A 23,260-nucleotide genomic window follows, 5' to 3' on the forward strand; every position below is an offset into this window, starting at 1 on the left:
GCCGAATCCTCAAGCGAGGATGCCGTGGTCGATCCGATGCAACATCTCCTCGACCACGCGCGCGCCCGCCTCCGTCGCGAGATAGGCGAGTGGCGTCTCCCCGCCGAGTGCCTTCTTCGGCTTGCGCAGCCAGCGGTGCGCCTTTGCGACCTCGCCAAACACGTTTGCGGCGAGCCGGTCGACCCGCGCGAGCCGAACGGCCTTGTCGGTCTCCTCGACCGTCAACGGCTCGCCGTCCGACAGCCGCCGCGCGAGCGTGCGCTTGGGCACGACGAGCGCGTGGATTTCGTCATCGCTGTAATTGGCAAGGCGTTTGAGCGCAGCGGGCTCGATGCGGAAGAGGCTGTTGGCATCGATGACGACGTCGAACAGCTCGGCCGAGGAGTGCGCTTCATCCGCGCTTCTGGCGAGCCCGAGCGACGGCGCATCGGTGATTGTCGAGAGCCCCGTGACCGCATCGAAATGCCCTCGCACGACAACGGCGCCGGGTTGCGGTTGATAGGTCGGGTCCGGCTCGGCCGCGGAGAGGCGTTCAGGCTGTGCCGACTTGCGAGACTTGTAAGGAGATTTACTCGTATGGTCAGGCCGCTGAGTAAGGGCCGACACTGCAATCGCCTTGATCTGCTTGCTAGTCAGGGAGCCGGGGGCGCGAACGCCCCGCGAAGAAACTCGAGCAACGCCTTTGCCACTGCGCTCGTTCTTACCCATGGTTTCTGCCTCGGCAAGCCCGTGCCAAATGCCTTAAGAACTCGGCCAATTGGCATCTAAGCACAGGCAGCGATGGATGCAAGCCTCCTCGCAGTTGGGCTCAGCCCCACAATCCCGCCGGCGATCGCCAAGTCGCGCGGTCAGCAATGCTCCCCGCCCACACTGTGGACAGTCTAACAATGCGTCGAAACTCAGCGATCGGAGAAATGCTGCATCGCGCGCCAATCATTGCGATCATTGGTACAGTTGGGTGGGCTCGAACCACCGACCTCCTGTTCCACAGCCACATCCGATCTTTGATCAGGGCTACTCATCCTTACTCATCTCGGCATTAATTATAGTTTACGGTTCAATGACTTAGCCTCCACATGCTATCCATCTTTGATCGCGGCTGATCGCGGCTAATCACCCGATTTGCCTCCGCTAAGCCTCCGCTAGATCGAGGATGGAAATGCCGAAGAAACGCCTCACAGAAGAGGCTTGCAATCGCCTGAAGCCGACTGCCGGTAAGCAGATCGAATACCTCGATGCTGTGCTGCCAGGCCTAATGCTTCGCGTGAGTTACGGCGGCGCCAAGACCTTCGTTGCCGTCTACTACGTCAACCATCGGACCAAGACCTTCAAGCTCGGCCGCTACCATCCAGATGGCGCCGACGAGTTTCCAGATCCCGAGAGGGGAGAGGAATGGCCCCGCGACCTGACCCTCGCCGGGGCTCGCGACGCAGCGCGGAAATTCTTCGCCAAGCCCTCCGCCTTCCTAAGCCCAAAGAGTCACAGCCTGGCCAAGGCCTCCTTCAAAGTCGTGGCCGAGGCCTACCTTGAGCGCCATGCGGCCGGCTTCCGGTCCAAGTCGGAGCTGGAACGCTGCCTCAAGAAGTACGTGTACCCGGAACTCGGAGAGAAGCCCTTCAAAGGCATCAAGCGATCCGAAGTCATTACCCTCCGCTCGGATATCGCTGAGAACCATGGCGCCCGGATGGCGGACACCGTCTTTGGGATTGTCAGGGGAGTCATGCGCTGGTTCGAGGCCGAGGGCGATGACGACGACTACGTTTGCCCGATCAAAGCCCGGAAGCAGAAGGCAGCCCCGAAGAGCCGCCGCAAGCGGATCCTCACCCCGGATGAGATCAAGCTCGTCTGGAAGGCGGCCGGCCAGCTCGGCCCCTACGGCAGCCTCGTCAAGCTCCTCCTTCTGACGGCGCAGCGCCGCGACAAGGTCGTCACCATGCGCTGGGCCGATATCGAGGAGGATGTGTGGACGATCCCTAGCGAAGAGCGAGAGAAGGGCAACGCCGGCAAGCTCCGGCTGCCGCCGCTAGCCATGGCGGTACTTGAGGGCATTCCCAAGATTGCGGAGTGCTCCTATGTCTTCGCTGGTCGATATGGCGATAAGCCGCTCAATTCCTTCAGCCAGGGTGCGGAAGAAATCCGGAAGCTGCTTCCGACGACGATGCCTCGGTGGACTCTGCACGATCTCCGACGCACCGCGCGCACACTCATGACTGACCTTCGGATCGACGATCGCATTGCCGAGCAAGTGCTTGGCCATGCGATTGAAGGCGTCGAGGGCGTTTACAATTTATCTCTCTATTTCGAGCAGAAGGCTGAGGCTCTTGCGCGTGTTGCGGGATACATCCAGCAGCTTGTCGAGCCGGCGCCTGCAAATGTGGTCGCGCTTGCCGCTCGCAAGGCGCGCGTCACGGAAGCCGCTTCCGCTCAATAAGCGGCTCCGTCATCGCGTCTCCAGATTTCCGCTAGGTGAGCAGCGCAGAAATTTCAGCGAGCGACGGAGCTTCTAAAGCGCAAATCGGGCCATCGCTTATTTTTGATCTTTTCAGCTTGATCGCTATAATGCGGATACCTGAACGGTGACTTGCACCTGCCCACACGGCATATTTGACCGTGCCTCGTTGACTGGAAATGTGTCAGCGGCGGATGGCGGATGGGTCGATCAGTATCCGGACGTGAAAAACACTACCCGGCTGATCCTTCTCTAAATCCCTGCGCAGCAGAGCTGCGTCGGATGAAGGATCGAGTCCGTGACCACGTCCTCCGCAAAGATTGTCCGCCAGCGCGCGGTAGCCATCCCCGATGACCGTCTGCTCTTCACGCGAAAGCAGGTCATGCGGATGCTTGGCGGCATCTCATACCCGACTGTCATCCGCCTCGAGAAGGCTGGCAAGCTACCGCCGGTGAAGCTGAAGCCCGGCAAGACCTGCAAGGCTTTCTATCGGCGCGCCGATGTTATGGCGCTGGTCGAGACCTGATCCGAAAGCAGAAGGGGCGCACCCCGACCACCAGGATGCGCCCCACCGTCGCGCCGGCTGCCTTTGCGAGCGCTGGCACTCGAACACCGCTCCATGAAAGCGATGCCCATGCCCAAGAATAAATCCCAGCGCCCCCCAAGCGCCACCCCGCTGCTCGGCCCGATTAGACGCTCGTCCGCATCGCTAAAGCTCATTCGCCCTGCCGATCTAGCAGCTCCGGCTGCCGAAGCGCTGGACGAGCCGCTTATCGCGGACATCGAAGCTTACATCGACACTATCGAACTCACCTACCCTCGCCGACCGAAAGGCTTGCTTGCTGAGGCGAGAGCCATCCTCGGCCGCAAAGTATGGTTCGAGGACATCGTCGACGCCAAAGGCAATCGATGGGGCGTCCGCCTCCCTCTCCATCAGCCGACGCCGGCATTGCTCGTTGCGCTCGACAAATATGGGGGCAGCCTAAGCCGCTTCGATATCGCCTTCGACATCTTCCCGCGCGACATGTCAATCGAGCTGATGGCCAAGGTCATTCGCGAGTGCGCCATCCTACGCTGGCGCCGCCCGCAAGCTATGTTCGAGATCGAAGGCACTCTCTATTGGACCGAGTGGCACGCTGGAGAAGTCAGGCCCGACCGCAACCTCGCTGAGTATCATGACTTCCCGAGCAAGATCGATGGCCGGCCAACAGCGCATCTGGAGCTGCGCTTCCAGACCTCCGACGCGACTAAGGCCCAAAACCTCCACCTACCATCGCAACTGATAGGGCTGAACCCCAGAGCGCTATTCGACAAGCACATCCGGATCATCGACTTACAGCGGCACATTGCCGATGACATCAATAGCAGCGCGAACCCGGACCGCACACGCGGCTTCTATGAGCGCAACTATCAGCGGCGGGTGCAGCTCTTCAAAGATCGGCAGCCACACCTCATTAGACTCTTGGAGCCACTGAATAGCCGCTTCGCGATCAAGGATCACCTGACATGGGGAGCTGCGTCTGGCCCTAAAGACGCCTTCACATGGCTAACACGGGATCAGCAATCTCAGCATCTAGCTCAGTCTGAGCATCCATCTTCGGCTCTTATCATGCAGCTCCCCGAAAGCGTGGACCACAAGATAGACTACGGCATCATGTACTCCTATAGTAGTGCAACCCGAAAACGACACCGATAACGCGAACGCAGGTTGGGAAATGATCGTCGAATGCAAAGGCACCGCCCGGATCCAGCACAAGAGCACTGGTGAAATCTACGAGATCGAAAGTGACGAGCTAGACTGGGACGCTGTGAGCAGCGATGAAAGGCAGATGGGCCCCGAAACGGAATACCAAGCCGTCATAGATCACCCGGCATTGGGGATGCTTCGATGGTCGCTATGGGAATACCCAGTCGGGATGGAGAATGACCGCGAGACGGACGCTCAAGGACACAAAGTCATAAAAGACTTCGAGTATGGGCTCGAACACGAACCTGATTTGGACGATTGGAGCGACTACGCTGTTCCTGACGATCCGTACAGCGAGTTCATGGCTTCCTACAATGAGACATCAGCCTTGCTGGCTGAGAAAGGAAGCGACGAAGGTCACGCACTGCTCAATAGGATGATTTTTTCACACCAAATCACGGCCATGGAAGCCTATCTTGCCGACACGCTGCTGAATGCCGTACTCAATGACGATGATGCGAAGTCGCGGCTCATGTCGGACGACAAGGACCTGAATGAGCAAAAATTTACGATTAGCCAGATTGCGGCAGAACCAGACATCGTCGCTCGAACGATCGAACGCTACCTTCGCTCTATTCTCTACCACAATGTCTTAAAAGTGGATTTTCTCTATAGCTGCGCGCTCCAGATCAAGATCCTAACTCTCGTCTCTGACAAAGCCAGACTATTGAAAGACATCAGACTGCGGCACGATTGCGTACACAGAAATGGTTTCGACAAGGATGGAAACGAGCTGAATGTATTCACAAAGGATTATGTTCAGGCAACCGCAGACCTGATTATGGACTTCATCAATAAGCTCGAGGCGGCGGTGCGTGCACGCGCAGTTTGAGCGCAATGCTCAAATAAAGCGGTGTATTCGCAACGCATTTGCCCCCCCCGGAGAGACAAACATCCCGACCGGATATTTTTACCCAGACGAGCGAGTGCCGCGCATTTTCTGATTTGCGACCAGAAGGTCGACAGCGGCAGACCTCCTTAGAAAGGCGGCATTCCAGCACGGGGTTGCAATTAGCGGAGATATAGACCCAGCTTGCGCAAAATCTCAAAGCATCTGGAATGCAGATGGCTGCAAGCAAGCAAATCACTCAGCGAAAGACTAAAGCACGATCGCGCGTCACGAACGGCAAAAGTCTATTTCCGAAAGAAGTGGACCAGCGCACTCTATACTACCGAAGATTTCGCGATCTCATCGATTTGCTTTCGGCTGATCTTGGCGGCGTCGATCGTCTCAGCACGAGCGAGATGGCGCTCGTGCGGACTGCGTCTACCCACATGACGGCGCTGGAGCAGCTAGAGATGAAGTTCGCCCTAGCCGAGGGCAAGGCGTCGAATGAAGACTTGATGCTTTACCAGACGCTCTCGAATTCATTGCGCCGGCTGCTCAAAGAACTCGGCATCAAGCGGAAGCCGCGAGACGTGACGCCGGCCAGCCCTCGCGACTATCTGCGCAGCCGCATCATCGACGATGACGATCCGCATCGACTGAACGGTAGCCATCGAGTGAGGGCTGCATGATCCAGAGGTATCGGGCTTCCAATGAACAAAGGAAGCCCATACCTCGTCTCCGATCAAAGCAGGACGGCTCGATAATCGACTGCATCCATGACCCGCAGCTCTTCGCGTCGTGGTTCGAGGACGATTGGCAGAGCTGGCAACCATGGCTCGCTTTCCTCTGCGCCCTCTTCGCTCTGCCGATGGATGTCGACCAGCTCGACATCTACCGCGATTGCACGTCCCGCAATGATGCGCCGCGTGAGATCGCCAGAGAGGCGTGGCTTGTCTGCGGTCGGCGCGCCGGCAAGAGCTTCATTCTCGCCCTCGTCGCCGTCTTTCTAGCCTCCTTCTTCGACTACCGGCCTTATCTGGCTCCCGGCGAGCGCGGGACAATCCTCGTCATTGCTGCCGACCGGAAGCAGAGCCGCGTCATTCTTCGTTACATCGCGGCCCTGCTCAAAGGGGTGCCGATGCTGGCTCAGCTCATTACCCGAGAGACGGCGGAGGGCTTCGATCTCGCCAACTCGGTATCAATCGAAGTCGCGACTTGCTCCTTCCGCTCAGTGCGCGGCTATACCTTAGTTGCCGCCCTATTGGACGAAGTCGCCTTTTGGCGAGCTGAAGACAGCACCGAACCCGACTATGAAGTGCTGAATGCACTGCGGCCGGGCATGAGCACGATCCCCAATTCCATGCTGCTATGCGCCAGCTCCCCCTATGCGCGGCGCGGTGTGCTCTATGAGGCGCATCGGGCGCATTTCGGCCGCGAGCATGATCCGGTCCTCGTCTGGCAAGCTGCGACCCGCCGGATGAACCCAAGCGTGCCGCAGAGCTTCATCGATGCCGAGATGGAACGAGACGCCGCTTCCGCTCGGGCCGAGTATCTCGCCCAGTTCCGCGCGGACATCGAAGCGTTCATCACCCGCGAAGCCGTCGAGGCCTGCATCTCGAAGAATGTCTATGAGCGCGGCCGGATTGAGAAGGTCAGATACTCGGCCTTCTGCGACCCGTCTGGGGGCTCGGCCGACTCCATGACCCTTGCCATCGCTTCCAAGCAGAATGGCATTGCGACGCTCGACGCTCTGCGGGAGCGCAAGCCGCCCTTCTCGCCGGAGCAAGTTGTCGGAGAATTCGCGAAGCTGCTCAAGTCCTATGGCATCACGAGAGTGAGGGGCGACCGTTATGCGGGCCAGTGGCCTGTTGAGCGCTTCAAGGAGCACGGCATCACTTATGAGAATGCAGCGAAGCCAAAGTCCGATCTTTATCGCGATTTCTTGCCGCTCGTAAATTCACGCAAGGTCGATCTGCTCGACCACCCCAAGCTCTTGCAGCAGCTTGTCGGCCTAGAGCGCCGCGTCGCGCGCTCCGGCAAGGACAGCATCGATCACGGCCCCGGCGCTCACGACGACATCGCCAATGCGGTAGCCGGCGCTCTGACAAGCGTCGGCGTGCGCAAGTACGCCTATGACTCGTCAATGGCATGGGTCGGGACCGGCCATCTCGACGACAACATGGATTTCCGAGCCGGGCGGATTTCCCGGTATCTCTTCTCAGGAGGACTGATCAGATGAAGAGCGAAGTGTTCGACAAGAACGGCAAGCGCATCACGCTTGCCGGCAATGTGATCCCGGATGGCGCTACCATTCGCGTGCCGCAGATGATCATGGACGCCGCGCCGGCCGGACTACACCGACCCGGATCGCTGCCGCTGGCCGACGCGGAGCTGGACGCTCGGCAGACCGCCTATGACAACCGCAAGCGGAGCTTGTCAGACCGGTGGAGGCAGCTGGCGCCTGCTCAGCTCCCGGCCGGCGCCAAACCGCCCCAGACGACGCCGCCAGCACCCGTGGCGGGCGTGTCTGACGCCGAGGCTCGGTACGCTGAGAGGTGCGCGGCTCTCGAACAGGCGTACCGGAGGTGAGCCAATGGAGCTGCCAACCCGCGCCAAATCAAAGCTGGACCGTCTCGTCGACGCCGAGAATGAGGCATTCGACCTGCTTAATGCCACCCAGCGCCGGTTATCCGACCTGAACCGTGCGCTCGGGACGGCGCCGAGTGATGTGACGCCTGAAATCGAAGCCGAGATTGCTCGGCTTTCGGCTCGACGCGATGAGCTTGGTGCTCGCCATCGGGCGCGCGCCGATCTGAACAGTGCTTTGCGACTTTGGCTGAACCAGACCCGCAGCCCCCTAGAAGATGCTCGCCCTGTGAAGGCTGCGCCTCGAACGGGAGAGACGATCAGCGATGCCGTTCTGCGGCTGCGCCAGCGCCATGCAGTGCTTACGCAGGAGCGCATCAAGGTGATGCGCGCTTCGATACCCAAGGAGGATCTGAAGAACGCGGTATCGCAATACGTCAAGTCGCTGTCGCAGCGCGGCGCACCTCGCATCAGCGCAGAGCATGGCAAGAGCTTGGAGGTGATCTTTTCCGCGAATGACACGTGGTCGGATCAGGGCATCACAAAAAAGCTGCCGGCCGTCCTTGCCTGGTTCGATCCTGCGACTCTGGAGGCGAGGCTCATCGCGGCCGTCGATGCGGCGCCGGACGCCTTCGCGCTCTCAGCAGCGGAGAGGCAAGAGATGCTGGCCGGCATCGAGGCCGAGCTGCTGCAAGGCGAGATGGAAGAGGAGGCTCTGATCGCGCTCAGCGAGGCGGCGGAAGCGCCGATCATGCGCCGCATCAATGCCGATGCTCGGGCAGTGCTAGGCGTCCAGCTCGCCGGCACGAAGAGCAGCAAGCCCCAGCGCGTCAGGGCTGCTTAGCGAATACCCTCCCGATTGTCGGTCTCGGGAGGGCATGCCGGCTGGTCCTTGGTCTTTCATTCCAGCCGGGGCGCGCAGTGTGCAGGTCGTGCCATCCAATAACAGCACACAGCCGGCAGCCCCTTCTTCCTTTCCGGGCGTGGCAGGCACAGCGAGCCGCCGCTCCCCTGTCCCGCGTCCCAGCGGCGGCTCGCAGCGCTTCAGAGGCTCTTGACAAATGATCGACGTCGCCTCATACGTACGGCCATTCCAAGCTGTAACGTCGGAGATATGTCGTGTCATACATTAAGCCTGACCAAGTGGTTTCACCCAAAGCAAGCTGGACTCTCGTGGACGTGGTTTTGGATAAGGGGGCCGGTGATTGTGCCTATGCGATTGGAATGTGGGATAAGCAGCGACGCGTCGGCTTCCGCTGGAATGGGTCCAAAGAGAACCCCCTGGGCAATCCGCAAAGTCGCGGGCTGCCGACTTGGACGATGCTTGATCGCGCTTTGCATGGTGCGGTGCTGAGGCAGGTCGAAAGGAAGAACCCGGACAAGGCGGGCATTATGCGGGCCTTCTTAGGGAAGCCGGTTGAAGACAACGACGACTAAAGGGTCGGCGTCAGCCCTCTGAAAGAGACTCGACTTGATGTTCCCGTTATGTTCTAATTTCTGCCATGGGCAACAGACGAATGGCAGAATGGCGCATGCTCTCGCGAAAGCAGGTCGATAAGCTGGCCGGCATCATGGAGCGGCAGCGGCAGCCGTCGGCGCCCGATCCGGCCCCCTCCGAGCCGATCCCCGATGCCCTTTGGCAATCGCTGCTGGACGACCCGCGCGCAGCCGGCAAGCCCAAGCAGCCAATCCAGCAATGTCGCCTCGCGGACATCCAGCGCCATATGCTGCGTGTCGAATGCTCGCGCTGCTCTCGCATCGTCGAGATGCAGAAGGCCGAAGCGATTCGCTTTTTCGGAGCCGACGCGATCTGGAAAAAAGTTGGCCAGCGCCTGCTAGATCAGACGTGCACTAATCGCACCGGGAGCCATGAGGATGATGGGTGTTGGCCGAATTGGCCATCGTGATTTTTTAGAGAATGACGATGCCTGGGTCAGTGGTATTGACTTGCGATCTGATTGCCGACCACAAAGGATCAAGACGGTTGGTCCTTGGGCATCGAATAGAACCGAAAATGACGCTGGACATCAGGGGCAGCTTAAAAAACACGAAACTGAGTTCGAACCGCTATGTCGTGTTCGAAGAACTCATTTCGAACGCTATCGACTCTTACCTCATTCGCAAACACGACGATGCTTCCGCTCCCAGCCTCCGGATTGGAGTAGAGGTCGAATTCTCTGCCGCCAACTTGCTTGAAGATCAAGAAGCTATGGCCATTTCCTGCACGGACAACGGATGCGGGCTAGGGGACGATCAGCTCAAAGCGTTTCTGACGAAGGATACTTCCTACAAGGACGACCTTCCAATCGACGGTATTGGCAAGTGCAAGGGCGCAGGCCGCATACAATTTTTTCATCATTTCTCGCAGCTGTCGATTGAGAGCACCTATCGACAGGGATCGAGCGTCATCAAGCGGGAAATGAAATATGCGGAACCGCAAAAGCAAATTGACTCTGACAATTTTATTCCCAGCGTCGGAAACGAAGATGATATCGGAACGACTGTAAGGCTGGCTCAGCTTAAGGAGAATGCGCGCGAGCACAGCTTTCGTGGTGAAGCGCTTAGCAGTCTATTCTCTGCACCCGTCTTAAAAAAGGAAATGTTGGTGGCCTTTCTCCAAAGGCTAGTTGGTCTCGATGCTCGCCTTGGCGACTTCGAAATCAAATTCGTTACGCGCCATTGGAAAAACGGCAAAGAGACAGAGTTGCTAAAGCGGTCCGATCTTCCTTCCGTGACCCTCGAACGCACTGTTAAGGCAGAGGAGCGCGATCCGAAATCCGGGGAGCCTCTTGGGACACATCAGAGTTTTAAGCTCTCCCACTATAAGCTCGATGCAGCCCAATACGACCTGCCCAAGAATGCCATAGCCTTTTGCGCCAAATCCTCGCCTGTGAAGGACATCACCTCTTATTACCTCAAGACTCGGACAGAACAGAATAATCCTGTGAGTGGGCATCACCACATCGTTCTTATCGAAAGTGATTTTCTCGATCAAAGGGTCAACGAGCAGCGGGACGACTTCGAGAATATTCCGCTGGAGATCCCTACCGGTGACATGTTCTCTTCTGAAAAACTTTCTTATGGCGCAATCCATGACGCAATCGACCCGGTAATCCAACAGATGGTCGTGCCCGCGGACTGGAACAAAGATGAGGTCCTCAAGGAAGTTATTGATCAATTCGGTGTCAGCGCAGCCATGCTCGCCGACACGTCCACCCGCATCGTGTACGGTGAACCGGCGCGCACGGTGGTCGAGCGGGTTCTGAAAAAATATCAAGAGAGGATCATTGACGAGACGGCAGAAATTTTCAGCCTGAAGGAAGAGATCATCAGGGCCGAACCGGACTCGGAAGAGTTCCGAGTCAAGATCAACGAACTATCTTGGAAGTACACGTCGTCGCTGAAGAACTTTGATATGGCCAACTTATCGCAGCTAATCGTTCGACGAGCTGCGATAGTCGAAATCCTGGATCTTGCTTGCGGAAAAAATCTTGAGATGCAAGCCGCAAAAACAGGCCGGCGCAAGGATGAGAAGATTATTCACAGCATCTTCTTTCCGATGCGGAAGGACAGTGCTGATTTCGCTGACCATGATATTTGGCTATTGAGCGAGGAATATCACTACTACGATTACATCGCCTCAGATTTGCCTTTGGCAAACATCGCCTGGAGCGAGAATGAAAAGCTTTTCGAGAGCGACATCGATCAAGAATTTCAAGAGCTGCTTGCGCGCCGCGCTGACGAAAACGGCAGCAAGCGGCCAGACATCGCCTTATTCACCAAAGAGGGGTCGGCGATTATCGTCGAGTTTAAGGCTCCTGGTGTCCCAATGGATGACCATATCGGCGATCTGACAGAATATGCTCACCTGCTGGCCGCGAAATCCCGTGGAAAGCTAAAAAAGTTCTACTGCTACCTGATAGGTGACACGGTCAATCCGCTGCGGATGGGAGGCGGGTGGACGCCCTTTCCCGTCGGGAAAGGGTGGTTTCAATCAAGTGAACTACGCGACCCTAACTCTAGGCAGCAGCTCGGAGAAACGTACTCTGAGATATTGTACTTCAGCGATGTTGTTGAACGCGCAAAAAAGCGAATTGGCGTGTATCAGAAAAAACTCAATCTAAACCTTCGCAGATAGATCTAACTCAGCCGGAGCGCGGCGCCGCGCCGCGAAAATCATGCAAGCTTAGCGATGTCATCCCGGTGTTGAGCGCGCCTTAGATCCAGCATGAGCTTCCATGGTCCTTCGCCCCGGACCTTGACCTTCCAATAGGACCACCCATTGAGAGAGGTCCTTTTGCCGCTCTTTGTTCTCGCAAGATCGGTCGCGGCGGCAGATAGGGTGTCATAGGACCTTCCGTTGACCACTAGGCGGCCGTTCAGAAACGCTCCTTCGAACACCTGAGCGCCTCGCTGATACTCCATGCGCGCGAGGGAGCCGTGCGGGATGACTATTCCATCTTCTGACCAAGGAGTCCCATCCTCCGCTCGGATACGCTCAATCTTCTCTCTGGGGGCCGGCAGCCCAAGAAGACGGCGCAGAGCAATATAGGGCGGCTCCTCGAAACCGCGGCGCTCAGCCTCAATGGCCTTATGAATATCGAAGTCAATCTGGATCGAAGTCAGTTGAGCCATCGCCACCTCCTAATAATCTGTTTCTCTCTACCGCCAGCCAATTACTCCGTCAAGGAGTAGAGGAAAGAGAAGGAGGAATTTTAAAAACAAAAACCTAGCATTATCAGTCACTTGCTTCTCAAACCTAAAAATAATTCTCCTCTTTACTATTATACCGTTGATTCGGAAATACCGCAGAGAGCGCTCGTATGACTCTTTTGGGAGGCATGTCGCCTTCCGCATCCGAAAGGACTCTGAAATGGAGAGAATTGCTAACCCGCCGGCCGTGCTTCTCGGCGAGATCGACCTACTACGGTTTAACCACGCAGGAGATAGCTGCCTCGTTCTAGAGCTACTGAAGCAGTCGCTTGAGGAAGAAGAAGACCTGACAGCACAATGGACGGCATTTCGGGATAAGCTGGAAAGCCGCGCGGATCGCAACTTTGTATTGTCGTCGATCGTCGCAGCACTGTTCTACAGGCACTACGATCATCTCCTCGACCAAATTCATGAGAGAGAACGACTGCTCGATCGGGCAGCCCGGGGCGAGACGGAAGAAATTACTCTCGGGGGCGAAGCAGCATTCACTTTCGTCGGGTATGCAAACAAAGCCTTCGAACTGGTCGATTGCGTAGACTTTGGGGAGACGTTTGCTGACCGGCTGGCCCTTGCAAAAAGCAGGCTGCATAAAGCGCGGGCCCAAGCAACGAAGGAGATACGTTGGACCTTGATCTTACGCGGGACCTATGTCCGCCCAGATCTGCACCCCAGAAACCGACGCGTCTTTGTCATCGAAGATCCCGAAGAATACTTCAGGGAGGGTGACATCAAGCGAGGTGACTTCTTCATTCGGTTCGGCGGAAAGAAGGACTCCTTGGCCGTCGAAATAGACTTTGATGTACTCCACCGCTGCAGGATCGCGGCTGTGCAGATATATCCCCCTGCCAAATACAACGCACGGCTAAATCCGCTCGTACATTTTAGCCGTTTCATGCCTGCATCGACTCTTATCGATGAGGACGTCCACGGCAAAGAACTCATGCTGAAGTAAGGCTTAGCCTTGCCCTACCAAGAGCCGCGCCCCGTGGGCGCGGCTCTTTCATATCTGGCTCGATCCTCCGCTATAGCCTCCGCTAAGCGAATTCTGACGAAACACAATCTAATGCTAAGCACTTGAAGTTGTTGGTACAGTTGGGTGGGCTCGAACCACCGACCTCCTGTTCCACAGACAGGCGCTCTAACCAACTGAGCTACAACTGCATCCTTGCGCGCCGCGCCTTGGGCTGCCTGAAAAGGCTTGATGCCTGAGGGGGCTGGACGGGGCGGAAACTAGGTGCAACGGCCGGATTTGGCAAGGCCGCAGAACCCGATATTTCCCCTCTTCAGCGCGAAGAAAGGTCGATTGGCCGGGCGGGATCACCTCTCCCTTTGGGAGAGGTGGACGGAGTGCTGGGCGCGACCCGGTCGACCCATTTCCAAAAGAAAAACCCGGGCCTTTCGGGCCCGGGTTTCGCTGGCTTACATCGATCCGACCGCTCAGGCGGCGGAAGGGTAGTACTTGGAGGCGCTGGCCTTGATCGGCTCGGCGGTCTCGTTGGCGACGCGCTGGGTGAGCTCGACCAGCTCCTTGGCCTGGGCCTGGAAGGTCTCGAGCTGCTTGCGGGCGTGGCCGGTCCACAGCTCCATCGCTTCGGTCGGCGACTTGGCGCCGAACAGCTGCTGGGCGAAGTCGAGCTGAGCGCTCGAATTGGCCTTCATGAACTCGACCAGCTTGGCGGTGTACTCGCTCGCGCCCTTGGAGGCCGAAGTGAACACGGCCTCGACGGTGCCGTTGTGGGTCTCAGCGGCGTCCTTGAACTTGGCGTAGTTCTCGCGGGCCTGCGCCGCGCCCTTCTCTGCGAACGCACGCACCTGCTCGGGAACCTCGAACGGGATGATCGAGGCAGAAAACGGATCAGTCGCACCTGTCATGTTGGTCCCTCACGCTAATTGAAAAAATGGAGTGAGCCTTTCTGGCGCGCCCGCCGGCCCCGACCATGGGCCCTGCGCATTGAGCGGGTACGAAGACTGGAAACGCGAAACAAAGGTGATGGCTCGCCCAGCGCCAGCACTATGGCTGCCTATCATGTCAACATTGTGCATCGCAACGCGGCAGAGCGGTGCGATGCGAAATTTAATCTCGGGATGGGTGAGGTTCCGGAGGTCGGGAACCGGGGGTTGAGGTAGTGGGATGCGCCGGGCAACGAGCTTTTACCCTCCCCTGGAGGGAGAGGGTCGGCTCATATTGAGCGTAGCGAAATATGAGCCGGGGTGGGGTGATCTCTCCCCGCGGGGACCGCCCGTGGCGAGAGGCTGTCACCCCACCTCGTCTCACATTCGCTACGCTCATGTGAGCCGATCCTCCCCCTCCAGGGGAGGATGGGCACCGCGAGTGCTGCGCGCGCCTATGCCCTCCGCTTCGAATCCCTTGGATGCAACGTCGGCTCGGCTTGCGGGGTTGGCAGGATTAAGGTTATCGCCGCTTGGGAAGAGCTTGCGGGCTTTGGGCCGTGGACCTGGTCGCGGCTTCCGGGCGATACTAACCCTTTCTTAAGGCTGTCATTCCCGGCAGCCGCCACTCGTGAAGCGTGAGATGCAGCTGGCCTGATGACGCGTTCGGATTTCCAGTTGCGAGGGGTGGGCGATCCGCGGCTGGCCGTGCATGCGACCTCTGCCCTGCCGGTCTGGCTGTGGTCGACCGACGGCGCGCGCGTGCTGTGGGCCAATCCGGTCGGCGCCAAACTATTTGGCGCGGCCAACAGCGCCGGCCTCGCGGACAAGGTGTTCGGCCCCGCCGACAGCCACCGCCGCCAAATCGTCAGGCTCGCCCCCCAGCTGCCGGCGAACGGCGCAATACGGCTGCAGCGGCTGCGCGGCTTCGGCGCCCGGTTAGGGGCGCTGATGACCTGCGGCTGCGCGCGGCTCGACTTTGCCGATGGCGGCCATGCGGTGCTGGTCATCGCGATGGACCCGACGCTGCGCACCATGCCGCTGGTCGAGCGGCTGCATCGGCTGGTCGCCGGCGCCAAGGTGCCGATGGCGGCGTTCGCGCCCGACGGGCTGTTCGTCGGCGCGAGCGAGGCCGCGCGCTCCCTGCTCGGCTTTCGCGATCTATTCGAGGCCGGCCTCGACCGCGCCCGCAGCGATGCGCTGGCAAAAGGCCGCGCCGCGACGCCTGTTGGCATCGGCCAGATGGTGCTGCAGCGGGTCGGCAGCGGCGCCGATATCGGCCTGGTCGCGCTGATCGAGCCGGCCGCCGCCACGGCGGCGCGCGAGGCCGCGCCCGACGTGACGCCCGCGCAGCCTCCGGCCGCGGTGCTGGAGGACGCACAGCCTGCACCGAACGAGGCGCCGTCTGCGATCGCGCTGTTCGACGCATTCGCCGAGCCTGCCGAACCACCCGCCGAGACGATTGCGCCGACGCCCGAGCCGGTCGTCCCCGCGGCGGCCAAAACTCCGGTTGAAAACCAGCCGCAAGCCATTGTGTCGCCGCAGCCCGCGCCGATCAATGCAGGCATGGTCGAGCCGACTTCAGACCAGCAGTCGGGCCAGCAAGAGCCGCCCGCACCGCGTCAGCATCCGCTCCGCTTCCTCTGGCAGATGGATGAAGAGGGCCGCTTTGTGCTCGGCTCCGATGAATTCATCCGCCTGATGGGCATGCACACGGCCGCCGGCTTCGGCCGCCCCTGGCGCGAGATCGCCGCGGAATTCTCGCTCGATCCCGAGGGCCGCGTGGCCAAGGCGCTGGAAAGCAAGGATACCTGGGCCGGCATCACAGTGAACTGGCCGGCCGACGGCGGCGAGCACATTCCGGTCGAGCTCGCGGGCCTGCCGGTCTACGACCGCAACCGTCAGTTCGCCGGCTTCCGCGGCTTCGGCGTCTGCCGCGATCTCGACGCGCTCAACCGGCTCGAGGCGCTCAGGCGCTTCGAGCTGCTGGTCGACGCGCCGCCCCAGGGCCGCTCCATTGAGGCCGTCGCGTCCGATGCGGAGGCCGAGCCTGAAGCGGCGGCGGAAACAGTGGCCGAGGGCGAAGCAGAGGCACCGCCGATCGCGCCATCCGAGCCTGAGCCGCAAGCCGAGCCCGAACCGCAATCCGAACCCGACCTGCCAGAGCCCACAAGCGACGTGACTTCACACCCAACCGAACTGGACACGCCCGTGGAAACGCCTCCCAATGTCGTGCCGTTCCGCGTCGTCGGCGATACGCGGCCGCCGACGCTGACGCCGGTCGAGAACAGCGCGTTCAACGAGCTCGCGCGGCAATTGTCCGAGCGGCTCGAACGCGAGCGCGAGACCATCACGACCGACGCGGCCGGACCAGTGGCGGAGATCAGCGCCGAAGCATCGGAGCCGGAGCCGCCGCAGGCCGCAGCCGAATGGCTGACCGAGCCCGCACCGCCGCCGCGCGGGATGAGCTCGCGCGACCGCACACTGCTCGACCTGTTGCCGACGGGCATCCTGATTTACCGGCTCGACCGCCTGCTCTACGCCAATCCCGCCTTCCTCGCGCGCATCGGCTATGACAGCCTGAACGCGCTGGAGCATGCCGGCGGGCTGGATGCGCTCTATGTCGAGCCGGGCGTGTCGGCGGCCAGCAGCACCACGCAAGGCGGCACGCCTGTGACGATCAGCGCGACGGTCGCGAACGGCGAAGCGCCGCTGGCGACGACGGAAGCGCACCTCCACACCATCGACTGGGACGGCGACACCGCGCATGCGCTGATCTGCGCGCTGCCGCAGGCGGCGCCGATCGCCGCGCCTGCCGCCGCAGAGACCGTCGCCGCAGCAGAGCCTGACGCCGCGGACATAGAGTCCGCGGCCGGCGATGCCGATGCCGAGGATCTCGCCGCCATCCTCGACACCACGGCCGAGGGCATCGTGATGTTCGATGCCGAAGGCAACATCCACGCCTGCAACCGCAGCGCGGAGGCGCTGTTCGGCTATGACGGCGAGGCGCTGCTGCAGCAGAATTTGCTGACGCTGTTCGCCCCCGAGAGCCAGCAGATCGTCGCCGATTATCTGGAAAGCCTGAAGAGCCAGGACATCTCCAGCCTGCTCGATCACGGCCGCGAGGTGCTGGGCCGCGAGAAGAAGGGCGGCGTCATTCCGCTCGCGATGATCATGGGCCGCACCCGGCCCGACGGGCCGAACTTCTTCGCCGTGTTCCGCGATCTCTCGCACGCGAAGAAGGGCGAGAGCGAATTGACGAAGGCCCGCCGCCTCGTCGACGGCGCGGCCAACGCCAAGGCCGACATGCTGGCGCGGATCAGCCACGAGATCCGCACGCCGCTCAACGCCATCATCGGCTTTGCCGAGGTGATGATCTCCGAGCGCTTCGGCGCGCTCGGCAACGAGCGTTACGGCGAATACATGAAGGACATCCGCGCCTCCGGCGAGCGCGTCATCGCCATCATCGACGACCTCCTGGAGCTGTCGCGGATCGAGACCGGCAAGCTCGAGCTGAATTTCGCGAACTTGAACCTGAACGACCTGGTCGAGGCCTGCGTGACGGTGATGCAGCCGCAGGCCAACCGCGAGCGCATCATCATCCGCACCTCGCTCGCCCATGCGCTGCCGCAGGTGAGCGTCGATGCGCGCGCGATGCGGCAGATCACCATGAACCTGATCTCGAACTCGATCCGGCTCGCCAGCGCCGGCGGCCAGGTCATCGTCTCGACCGCGCTGACCGATCGCGGCGAGATCGCACTGCGCATCCGCGACACCGGCCATGGCCTTTCCGAGCGCGAAGTCGCCGCCGCGATGGAGCCGTTCCGCACCCCGCCGCCGGGCGATGCCGCCGACAGCTCGGCGCTGAGCCTGTCGCTGACGAAAGCGCTGGTCGAAGCCAACCGCGCCCGGTTCAACATCAAGAGCGCCGGCCACGGCACGCTGATCGAGGTGGTGCTCGCGCCAGCGCTGGCGGGGGCGTGAGGTGTTCTCCCTCTCCCGCTTGCGGGAGAGGGTCGGGGAGAGGGTGTCTCCACGACGGGACAATCCCCGAGAGGAAAGAGCCCTCACCCGACGCTTCGCGTCGACCTCTCCCGCAAGCGGGAGAGGTTGGCCCGCCGCACGATCAACCTACCTACTGCCGGTTTGCAGACGCGCTTAAGCCGCCCGCACCGTCTCCAAAAACCTGCTCACCTCGAGCTTCAGCCGGCTGCTGTCGTTCGACAGCGATTGCGCCGCGGACAGCACCTGCGAGGAGGCAGATCCCGTCTCGGTCGCGCCCTGGCGCACGCTGGAGATGTTGGCGCTGACCTGCGTGGTGCCGGCGGCGGCGCTTTGGACGTTGCGCGAGATCTCGCTGGTCGCGGCGCCCTGCTCTTCCACCGCGGCCGCGATGGTGGAGGAGATTTCGGACAGACGCTCGATGGTGCCGCCGATGGTCTTGATCGCACCGACGGAATCTTGCGTCGCGACCTGGATGCTCGAGATTTGCTGACCGATGTCGCCGGTCGCCTTCGCGGTCTGCTCGGCCAGCGCCTTCACTTCCGAGGCCACCACGGCAAAGCCGCGTCCGGCCTCGCCCGCGCGCGCGGCCTCGATGGTGGCGTTCAGCGCGAGCAGATTGGTCTGGCCGGCGATGGCGTTGATGAGCTCGACCACGTCGCCGATGCGCGCGGCCGCCTTGGACAATTCGCTGACGCGATCGTTGGTCTGCCCGGCCTGGGTGACGGCCTCGCCCGCCATGCGCGCGGAGGCCTGCACCTGACGGCTGATCTCGTTGACGGAGGCGGTCAGCTCCTCGGCGGCGGACGCCACCGACTGCACGTTGGTCGCCGCTTCCTCGGACGCCGCCTCGACCAGCGTGGCGAGCTCGGTCGAGCGGCTGGCGGTCGTGGTCAGCGACGTCGCCGACGCCTCGAGCTCGTTGGCCGCCGACGATACGGTCTCGACGATCTCGCCGATCGCGCCTTCGAAATCGTCCGCCATCCTGATCATGTCGGCGCGGCGGCGCTCGGCGGCGAGCTTATCCTGCCTGATCTTCTCTTCGGCCTCCTCCTGCGCCTTCCGCTCGGCGTTGACCTTGAACGTCTCGACGGCTTGCGCGATCTCGCCGATCTCATCGGGCCGGCCGAGGCCGGGAAGAACGACGGCGAAATTGCCGTTGGCGAGCTCGATCATCGCCGCGCGCATCGCGGTCAGAGGCCTCGAGACCGAACGTCCGATGAAGATGCCGAGGCCGAGCACGCTCGTCGCAATCAGCGCGATCGCGACCGCAATCCAGAACTGGATGCTGGTGCGCTCGGCCTCGTTGAGACGGTCGGCGTCGGCGCGGATGCGGTCGACCGATGTCGAGACCTGCTCGATCACCGGCTCGACCGACGCGAAGGCCTCGGACATCGCCTTCGATTCGGCCGCCAGCTTCAGCGCGGTCTCCATCCAGGCGGAGAAGTCGCGCTGATAGTCGGCGAGCTTCTGGCGCAGCTCGGCCTTGGCGCCATCGGCGATGGCTGCCGCGTCGAGGCCTGCGGCAAATTCGGACGCGCGCTTCTTCATCTCCTCGCCATATCTGGCGTTCCGACGCAGCATGAAATCCTTCTCATGCCGGCGCATCATCAGCATGATCACCTTGAGCTCGGAATTCTGGAACTGGTCGACCTGGCTCTCGATACCGTGGACGGAAGTGCGCAGGCGACCTTCGAGCCCGGACTTCTCGTCGAGGCCGAGCCGCTGTCGTTCCTCGACCACCGCGGCGAAGCGGGCCTGATAGGTCTTCAAGGACGCATTCATCGCGTCGATCTTGTGCGCGAGCTCAGGCTGGCCGAGCGCTGCGATCTTGCCGCGGAGCGTCTCGATGTCGAGCGCCACCTGCCGGCTGATCTCGACCTGGCGCTGCGCCCTGGCCGGATCGCTGCGCAGCAGAAAATCCTTCTCGGCGCGGCGCGCCTCGAGCAGCTCGACCGCGATCCTGTTGTTCAGCTCGAACACGGTGCGCGCATCCTCGGCCGCGTCGCGATAGACGCCCATCGTCCGCTCGCCGTAGAGGTGAATGCCGCCGATCAGGACGACGCCGATGACGCCAATGACGCCGATCGCGGTGATCTTGTGAGTGAGCCGCAGGGAAGGGAGCCGCATCGTGAACCAAGCTGGTGGTGAGCGATGCGGTTCATAAAGCGATATTCGGTGAAAGCTTCCGTTAATTTGCGGACACGTATTAATACGTGCACTCTCCAAGAATGCTCGCTGCTATGCACGGTGAAATGCACAGGCCGGGGCCGGCCGCCCCCTGGCCGCCGCCGGTGCACAGGTCAAGACGGCACGCTGATCGGGGTGGTGCGCGCGCCAGCGCCGACAGGGCGTAGCGTCAACCAGGCGAGTTTTCGGCGCTGCGGCGTCCCGCGTCGCGAGCCGCCGCGCATCGCTATGCGACTTGTTCCTGAGCGGAACCGAAGGCCGCGTCGCGGCTTGAATTCGTGGCGTTCCTGTTCGTCCATTTTCAACAACGCGAATTTGCACTCGCCACGTCACCGCAATGTCCGAGCGACTGAAATCGGGGGCATCCAAGAAGACCCCTCCCCAGGGGAGCGATGCTGTTTCCGACCGAAAGCCGCTGCCTTCAGGCGCTTCGGCCCGCATGAATGCCCGTGTGGTTCTCGCGCTCGTGCTGGTCGCGCTCGCGCTCTGGACCGCGGCTGGATTTCTGACCGCGCTGATCTGGGCCGCGATTCTCGCAATCGCGCTTTGGCCGCTCTACGTCAGGTTCGCCCAACGCTTCGGCGCAGGGCCGACCACGCTGACCGCCCTGGCCTTTACGCTCATGGTCGCACTCGTTCTGATCGCGCCCATGTCGCTCGCGATCTACCAGATCGCGCAGCAGGGAGAGGCGTTGGTCAGCTCGCTGAAGAAGGCCGGCGAGAGCGGGATCGAAGTCCCGGATTGGCTGGCCCGCTTGCCCGTCGCCGCTGAAAGCATCGAGCAATGGTGGCGCACCAACCTCTCCGACCCCAAGGCGGCAAGCGAGTGGCTGAAGACGGTCAGCGCCGACAATGCATCGGATCTGTTTCGAACGTTCGGCGGGCAGCTACTCCACCGGCTGTTCATGATGTTCTTTTCGCTGCTGGCTCTGTTCGTGCTGCTCCGTCATGGCCGGCTGATCGCGAGCCGCTTTCTGGAAACGTGTGACCGGCTGTTTGGCGAAGCCGGCGAAGGTCTCGTCGCGAAGATGGTCGCGACCACCCGCGGCACCGTGAACGGCACGGTGCTGGTCGCCGTAGGCGAGGGATTGCTGATCGGCGTCGGCTATCTGGTCGCGGGCGTGCCGAACGCCGTCGTTTTCACGATCCTCACTGCGGCATTTGCGATGATCCCGTTCGGCGCCTGGCTGGCCTTCTCGGCCGCGGCGCTGGTGCTGGTGTCCGGTGGCGGCAGCGGGCTGGCGGCCGCAGGTGTGTTCTGCTGGGGCTCGATCGTGATGCTTGCCGGGGATCATTTCGTCTGGCCCACACTGGTCGGCGATTCGGCCCGGCTGCCGTTTCTCCTCGCTTTCGTCGGCATCTTCGGAGGCCTCGCCGCCTTCGGCCTCCTCGGCCTGTTCCTGGGTCCCGTGATCATGGCCGCCTTGCTGACGGTCTGGCGCGAGTGGATATTCCGTCCCAATGTTCGGGAGCAGTCGGGCTGAGCCGTCCGGCTTCGCCAACCCTCGCACGCCGCGGAACTGAAAAGGCACGGCGCTTCAATCGCGCCGTGCCTTCGCATGCGAGTCGCGTTGGATCAGTGATAGATCTCGAACAGGCCGGCGCCGCCCTGGCCGCCGCCGATGCACATCGTCACCACGCCCCACTTGGCCTTGCGGCGGGCGCCTTCCTGCAGCAGATGGCCGGTGAGACGGGCGCCGGTCATGCCGAAGGGATGGCCGATCGCGATCGAGCCGCCGTTGACGTTGTACTTGGCGGGATCGATGCCGAGCTGGTCGCGGCAATACAGGCACTGGCTGGCGAAGGCCTCGTTGAGCTCCCACAGATCGATGTCGTCGATCTTGAGGCCGGTGCGCTTGAGCAGCTTCGGAATCGCGAACACCGGGCCGATGCCCATCTCGTCCGGCTCGCAGCCGGCGGTGGCCCAGGCGACGAAGCGGCCGAGCGGCTTGAGGCCGCGCTTCTCGGCGTCCTTGGCTTCCATCAGCACCACGGCGGCGGCGCCGTCGGAGAGCTGGCTGGCATTGCCGGCGGTGACGAACTTGCCGGGGCCCTTCACCGGCTCGAGTTTTGCCAATCCTTCCATCGTGGTGTCGGGGCGATTGCATTCGTCGCGATCGACGGTGTAGTCCACGATCGACTCCGCCTTGGTCTGCTTGTCGACGACCTTCATCTTGGTCTTCATCGGAACGATCTCGTCCTTGAACTTGTTCGCCTGCTGGGCCGCGGCCATGCGGCGCTGCGATTCCAGCGAGAACTCGTCCTGATATTCGCGGCTGAGCTTGTAGCGCTCGGCGACGATGTCGGCGGTGTCGATCATCGCCATGAAGATGTCGGGAGCGACTTTGAGCAGTTCCGGATCGACCGATTCCTTCGGCGTGCCGCCGCCGGGAATCGAGATGCTCTCGACGCCGCCGGCGACGATGCAATCGGCGCCGTCGGAGCGGATCGAGTTTGCGGCCATCGCGATGGTCTGCAGGCCCGACGAGCAGAAGCGGTTCACCGACACGCCGGCGGTGGTCTTCGGCAGCCCCGCGAGCAGCGCGGCCTGGCGGCCGATGTTCGGCGCGCCATGGGCGCAATTGCCGAGATAGCAGTCCTCGACATAGTCCTTCTCGACGCCGGCGCGGTCCACCGCGTGGTGAATGGCGTGGGCCGCGAGCGACATCGGCGGCGTGATGTTGAACCCGCCGCGGCCGGATTTCGCCAGGCCCGTGCGCGCATAGGAAACGATGACGGCTTCACGCATTGTTTTCTCCCTTGTCGAACGATTTGGAACGGAGCGTCCTAGCGCCATTGGTACACAAAGTCAGGAGGTCGCGGGGAAAATAAAACGCCGCCTCCGGTGAAGGAAG

The 23,260-nt window shown here is 61.4% G+C and carries 19 protein-coding genes and 1 tRNA gene; 14 read left to right on the plus strand and 6 right to left on the minus strand.

Annotation, left to right across the window (positions count from 1 at the left end; translation table 11 throughout):
- Positions 1–9 precede the first annotated feature (9 nt).
- Positions 10–474 carry an antitoxin Xre/MbcA/ParS toxin-binding domain-containing protein gene (locus ABIA45_RS22785; RefSeq protein ID WP_404653735.1) on the minus strand — a complete coding sequence of 155 codons (465 nt, stop codon included), beginning with the start codon at positions 472–474 and terminating at the stop codon, positions 10–12.
- A gap of 685 nt (positions 475–1,159) precedes the next feature.
- Between ABIA45_RS22785 and ABIA45_RS22790 the strand changes: the two genes are divergently transcribed.
- The 11 genes from ABIA45_RS22790 (at position 1,160) to ABIA45_RS22840 (ending at position 11,749) form a co-directional block, all read left to right on the plus strand.
- Complete coding sequence (locus tag ABIA45_RS22790; RefSeq protein ID WP_404653737.1) at positions 1,160–2,431, plus strand: tyrosine-type recombinase/integrase; 1,272 nt, start codon at positions 1,160–1,162, stop codon at positions 2,429–2,431.
- Positions 2,432–2,747: 316 nt separating this feature from the next.
- Positions 2,748–2,975, plus strand: a complete 228-nt coding sequence (locus ABIA45_RS22795; protein ID WP_404653739.1) for a helix-turn-helix transcriptional regulator — start codon at positions 2,748–2,750, stop codon at positions 2,973–2,975.
- Between the two features lie 108 nt (positions 2,976–3,083).
- Positions 3,084–4,145, plus strand: a complete 1,062-nt coding sequence (locus ABIA45_RS22800; protein ID WP_404653740.1) for a hypothetical protein — start codon at positions 3,084–3,086, stop codon at positions 4,143–4,145.
- Positions 4,146–4,164: 19 nt separating this feature from the next.
- Positions 4,165–5,028 (plus strand): hypothetical protein, encoded by an 864-nt coding sequence (locus ABIA45_RS22805; RefSeq protein ID WP_404653742.1) that lies wholly within the window; start codon positions 4,165–4,167, stop codon positions 5,026–5,028.
- Between the two features lie 233 nt (positions 5,029–5,261).
- A complete protein-coding gene (locus ABIA45_RS22810; RefSeq protein WP_404653744.1) occupies positions 5,262–5,714 on the plus strand; it encodes a hypothetical protein in 453 nt (150 codons plus the stop codon).
- Complete coding sequence (locus ABIA45_RS22815; RefSeq protein ID WP_404653745.1) at positions 5,711–7,264, plus strand: hypothetical protein; 1,554 nt, start codon at positions 5,711–5,713, stop codon at positions 7,262–7,264. The genes ABIA45_RS22810 and ABIA45_RS22815 overlap by 4 nt, the downstream gene beginning before the upstream one ends.
- Positions 7,261–7,614, plus strand: a complete 354-nt coding sequence (locus ABIA45_RS22820; protein ID WP_404653746.1) for a hypothetical protein — start codon at positions 7,261–7,263, stop codon at positions 7,612–7,614. Before ABIA45_RS22815 ends, ABIA45_RS22820 begins: the two co-directional genes overlap by 4 nt.
- Positions 7,615–7,618: 4 nt before the next feature.
- Positions 7,619–8,455 (plus strand): hypothetical protein, encoded by an 837-nt coding sequence (locus ABIA45_RS22825; protein ID WP_404653748.1) that lies wholly within the window; start codon positions 7,619–7,621, stop codon positions 8,453–8,455.
- Positions 8,456–8,730: 275 nt separating this feature from the next.
- On the plus strand, positions 8,731–9,048 hold the full coding sequence (locus tag ABIA45_RS22830; protein ID WP_404653749.1) for a hypothetical protein: 318 nt from the start codon (positions 8,731–8,733) through the stop codon (positions 9,046–9,048).
- 95 nt (positions 9,049–9,143) lie between these two features.
- Positions 9,144–9,518 (plus strand): hypothetical protein, encoded by a 375-nt coding sequence (locus ABIA45_RS22835; RefSeq protein WP_404653751.1) that lies wholly within the window; start codon positions 9,144–9,146, stop codon positions 9,516–9,518.
- 107 nt (positions 9,519–9,625) lie between these two features.
- Positions 9,626–11,749 carry a hypothetical protein gene (locus ABIA45_RS22840; RefSeq protein WP_404653753.1) on the plus strand — a complete coding sequence of 708 codons (2,124 nt, stop codon included), beginning with the start codon at positions 9,626–9,628 and terminating at the stop codon, positions 11,747–11,749.
- Between the two features lie 38 nt (positions 11,750–11,787).
- On the opposite strand, the gene ABIA45_RS22845 is transcribed toward ABIA45_RS22840, so the two are convergent.
- A complete protein-coding gene (locus tag ABIA45_RS22845; RefSeq protein ID WP_404653755.1) occupies positions 11,788–12,246 on the minus strand; it encodes a hypothetical protein in 459 nt (152 codons plus the stop codon).
- A 238-nt stretch (positions 12,247–12,484) separates the two neighbouring features.
- Here ABIA45_RS22845 and ABIA45_RS22850 point away from each other — a divergent pair, with 238 nt between their 5' ends.
- Positions 12,485–13,276 (plus strand): hypothetical protein, encoded by a 792-nt coding sequence (locus ABIA45_RS22850; protein WP_404653757.1) that lies wholly within the window; start codon positions 12,485–12,487, stop codon positions 13,274–13,276.
- A gap of 132 nt (positions 13,277–13,408) precedes the next feature.
- On the opposite strand, the gene ABIA45_RS22855 is transcribed toward ABIA45_RS22850, so the two are convergent.
- Both ABIA45_RS22855 and ABIA45_RS22860 read right to left on the minus strand, forming a co-directional pair.
- A tRNA-His gene (locus ABIA45_RS22855) sits at positions 13,409–13,485 on the minus strand.
- A gap of 276 nt (positions 13,486–13,761) precedes the next feature.
- Positions 13,762–14,196 (minus strand): phasin, encoded by a 435-nt coding sequence (locus ABIA45_RS22860; RefSeq protein WP_157287940.1) that lies wholly within the window; start codon positions 14,194–14,196, stop codon positions 13,762–13,764.
- A gap of 675 nt (positions 14,197–14,871) precedes the next feature.
- Between ABIA45_RS22860 and ABIA45_RS22865 the strand changes: the two genes are divergently transcribed.
- Positions 14,872–18,198 carry a PAS domain S-box protein gene (locus ABIA45_RS22865; protein ID WP_404653760.1) on the plus strand — a complete coding sequence of 1,109 codons (3,327 nt, stop codon included), beginning with the start codon at positions 14,872–14,874 and terminating at the stop codon, positions 18,196–18,198.
- A 174-nt stretch (positions 18,199–18,372) separates the two neighbouring features.
- On the opposite strand, the gene ABIA45_RS22870 is transcribed toward ABIA45_RS22865, so the two are convergent.
- A complete protein-coding gene (locus ABIA45_RS22870) occupies positions 18,373–20,346 on the minus strand; it encodes a methyl-accepting chemotaxis protein (RefSeq protein ID WP_271538949.1) in 1,974 nt (657 codons plus the stop codon).
- Between the two features lie 499 nt (positions 20,347–20,845).
- Between ABIA45_RS22870 and ABIA45_RS22875 the strand changes: the two genes are divergently transcribed.
- Complete coding sequence (locus ABIA45_RS22875) at positions 20,846–21,889, plus strand: AI-2E family transporter (RefSeq protein WP_246732555.1); 1,044 nt, start codon at positions 20,846–20,848, stop codon at positions 21,887–21,889.
- A gap of 92 nt (positions 21,890–21,981) precedes the next feature.
- Here the strand turns inward: ABIA45_RS22875 and ABIA45_RS22880 are convergent, their stop codons facing one another.
- The gene (locus tag ABIA45_RS22880) at positions 21,982–23,154 is read right to left on the minus strand and encodes an acetyl-CoA C-acyltransferase (protein ID WP_275508050.1); all 1,173 of its coding nucleotides are present in this window, start codon (positions 23,152–23,154) and stop codon (positions 21,982–21,984) included.
- Positions 23,155–23,260: the final 106 nt, after the last annotated feature.

It is taken from the genome of Bradyrhizobium sp. USDA 336, assembly GCF_044908355.1.
Taxonomy (GTDB): Bacteria; Pseudomonadota; Alphaproteobacteria; order Rhizobiales; family Xanthobacteraceae; genus Bradyrhizobium; species Bradyrhizobium yuanmingense.

What these genes read in the sequence shown, in the direction of transcription:
- ABIA45_RS22790 (WP_404653737.1), top strand. Translation starts at nt 1,160, where the DNA reads ATGCCGAAGAAACGCCTCACAGAAGAGGCTTGCAATCGCCTGAAGCCG.
- ABIA45_RS22800 (WP_404653740.1), top strand. Translation starts at nt 3,084, where the DNA reads ATGCCCAAGAATAAATCCCAGCGCCCCCCAAGCGCCACCCCGCTGCTC.
- ABIA45_RS22805 (WP_404653742.1), top strand. Translation starts at nt 4,165, where the DNA reads ATGATCGTCGAATGCAAAGGCACCGCCCGGATCCAGCACAAGAGCACT.
- ABIA45_RS22810 (WP_404653744.1), top strand. Translation starts at nt 5,262, where the DNA reads ATGGCTGCAAGCAAGCAAATCACTCAGCGAAAGACTAAAGCACGATCG.
- ABIA45_RS22815 (WP_404653745.1), top strand. Translation starts at nt 5,711, where the DNA reads ATGATCCAGAGGTATCGGGCTTCCAATGAACAAAGGAAGCCCATACCT.
- ABIA45_RS22820 (WP_404653746.1), top strand. Translation starts at nt 7,261, where the DNA reads ATGAAGAGCGAAGTGTTCGACAAGAACGGCAAGCGCATCACGCTTGCC.
- ABIA45_RS22825 (WP_404653748.1), top strand. Translation starts at nt 7,619, where the DNA reads ATGGAGCTGCCAACCCGCGCCAAATCAAAGCTGGACCGTCTCGTCGAC.
- ABIA45_RS22835 (WP_404653751.1), top strand. Translation starts at nt 9,144, where the DNA reads ATGCTCTCGCGAAAGCAGGTCGATAAGCTGGCCGGCATCATGGAGCGG.
- ABIA45_RS22840 (WP_404653753.1), top strand. Translation starts at nt 9,626, where the DNA reads ATGACGCTGGACATCAGGGGCAGCTTAAAAAACACGAAACTGAGTTCG.
- ABIA45_RS22845 (WP_404653755.1), bottom strand. Translation starts at nt 12,246, where the DNA reads ATGGCTCAACTGACTTCGATCCAGATTGACTTCGATATTCATAAGGCC.
- ABIA45_RS22850 (WP_404653757.1), top strand. Translation starts at nt 12,485, where the DNA reads ATGGAGAGAATTGCTAACCCGCCGGCCGTGCTTCTCGGCGAGATCGAC.
- ABIA45_RS22860 (WP_157287940.1), bottom strand. Translation starts at nt 14,196, where the DNA reads ATGACAGGTGCGACTGATCCGTTTTCTGCCTCGATCATCCCGTTCGAG.
- ABIA45_RS22865 (WP_404653760.1), top strand. Translation starts at nt 14,872, where the DNA reads ATGACGCGTTCGGATTTCCAGTTGCGAGGGGTGGGCGATCCGCGGCTG.
- ABIA45_RS22870 (WP_271538949.1), bottom strand. Translation starts at nt 20,346, where the DNA reads ATGCGGCTCCCTTCCCTGCGGCTCACTCACAAGATCACCGCGATCGGC.
- ABIA45_RS22875 (WP_246732555.1), top strand. Translation starts at nt 20,846, where the DNA reads ATGAATGCCCGTGTGGTTCTCGCGCTCGTGCTGGTCGCGCTCGCGCTC.
- ABIA45_RS22880 (WP_275508050.1), bottom strand. Translation starts at nt 23,154, where the DNA reads ATGCGTGAAGCCGTCATCGTTTCCTATGCGCGCACGGGCCTGGCGAAA.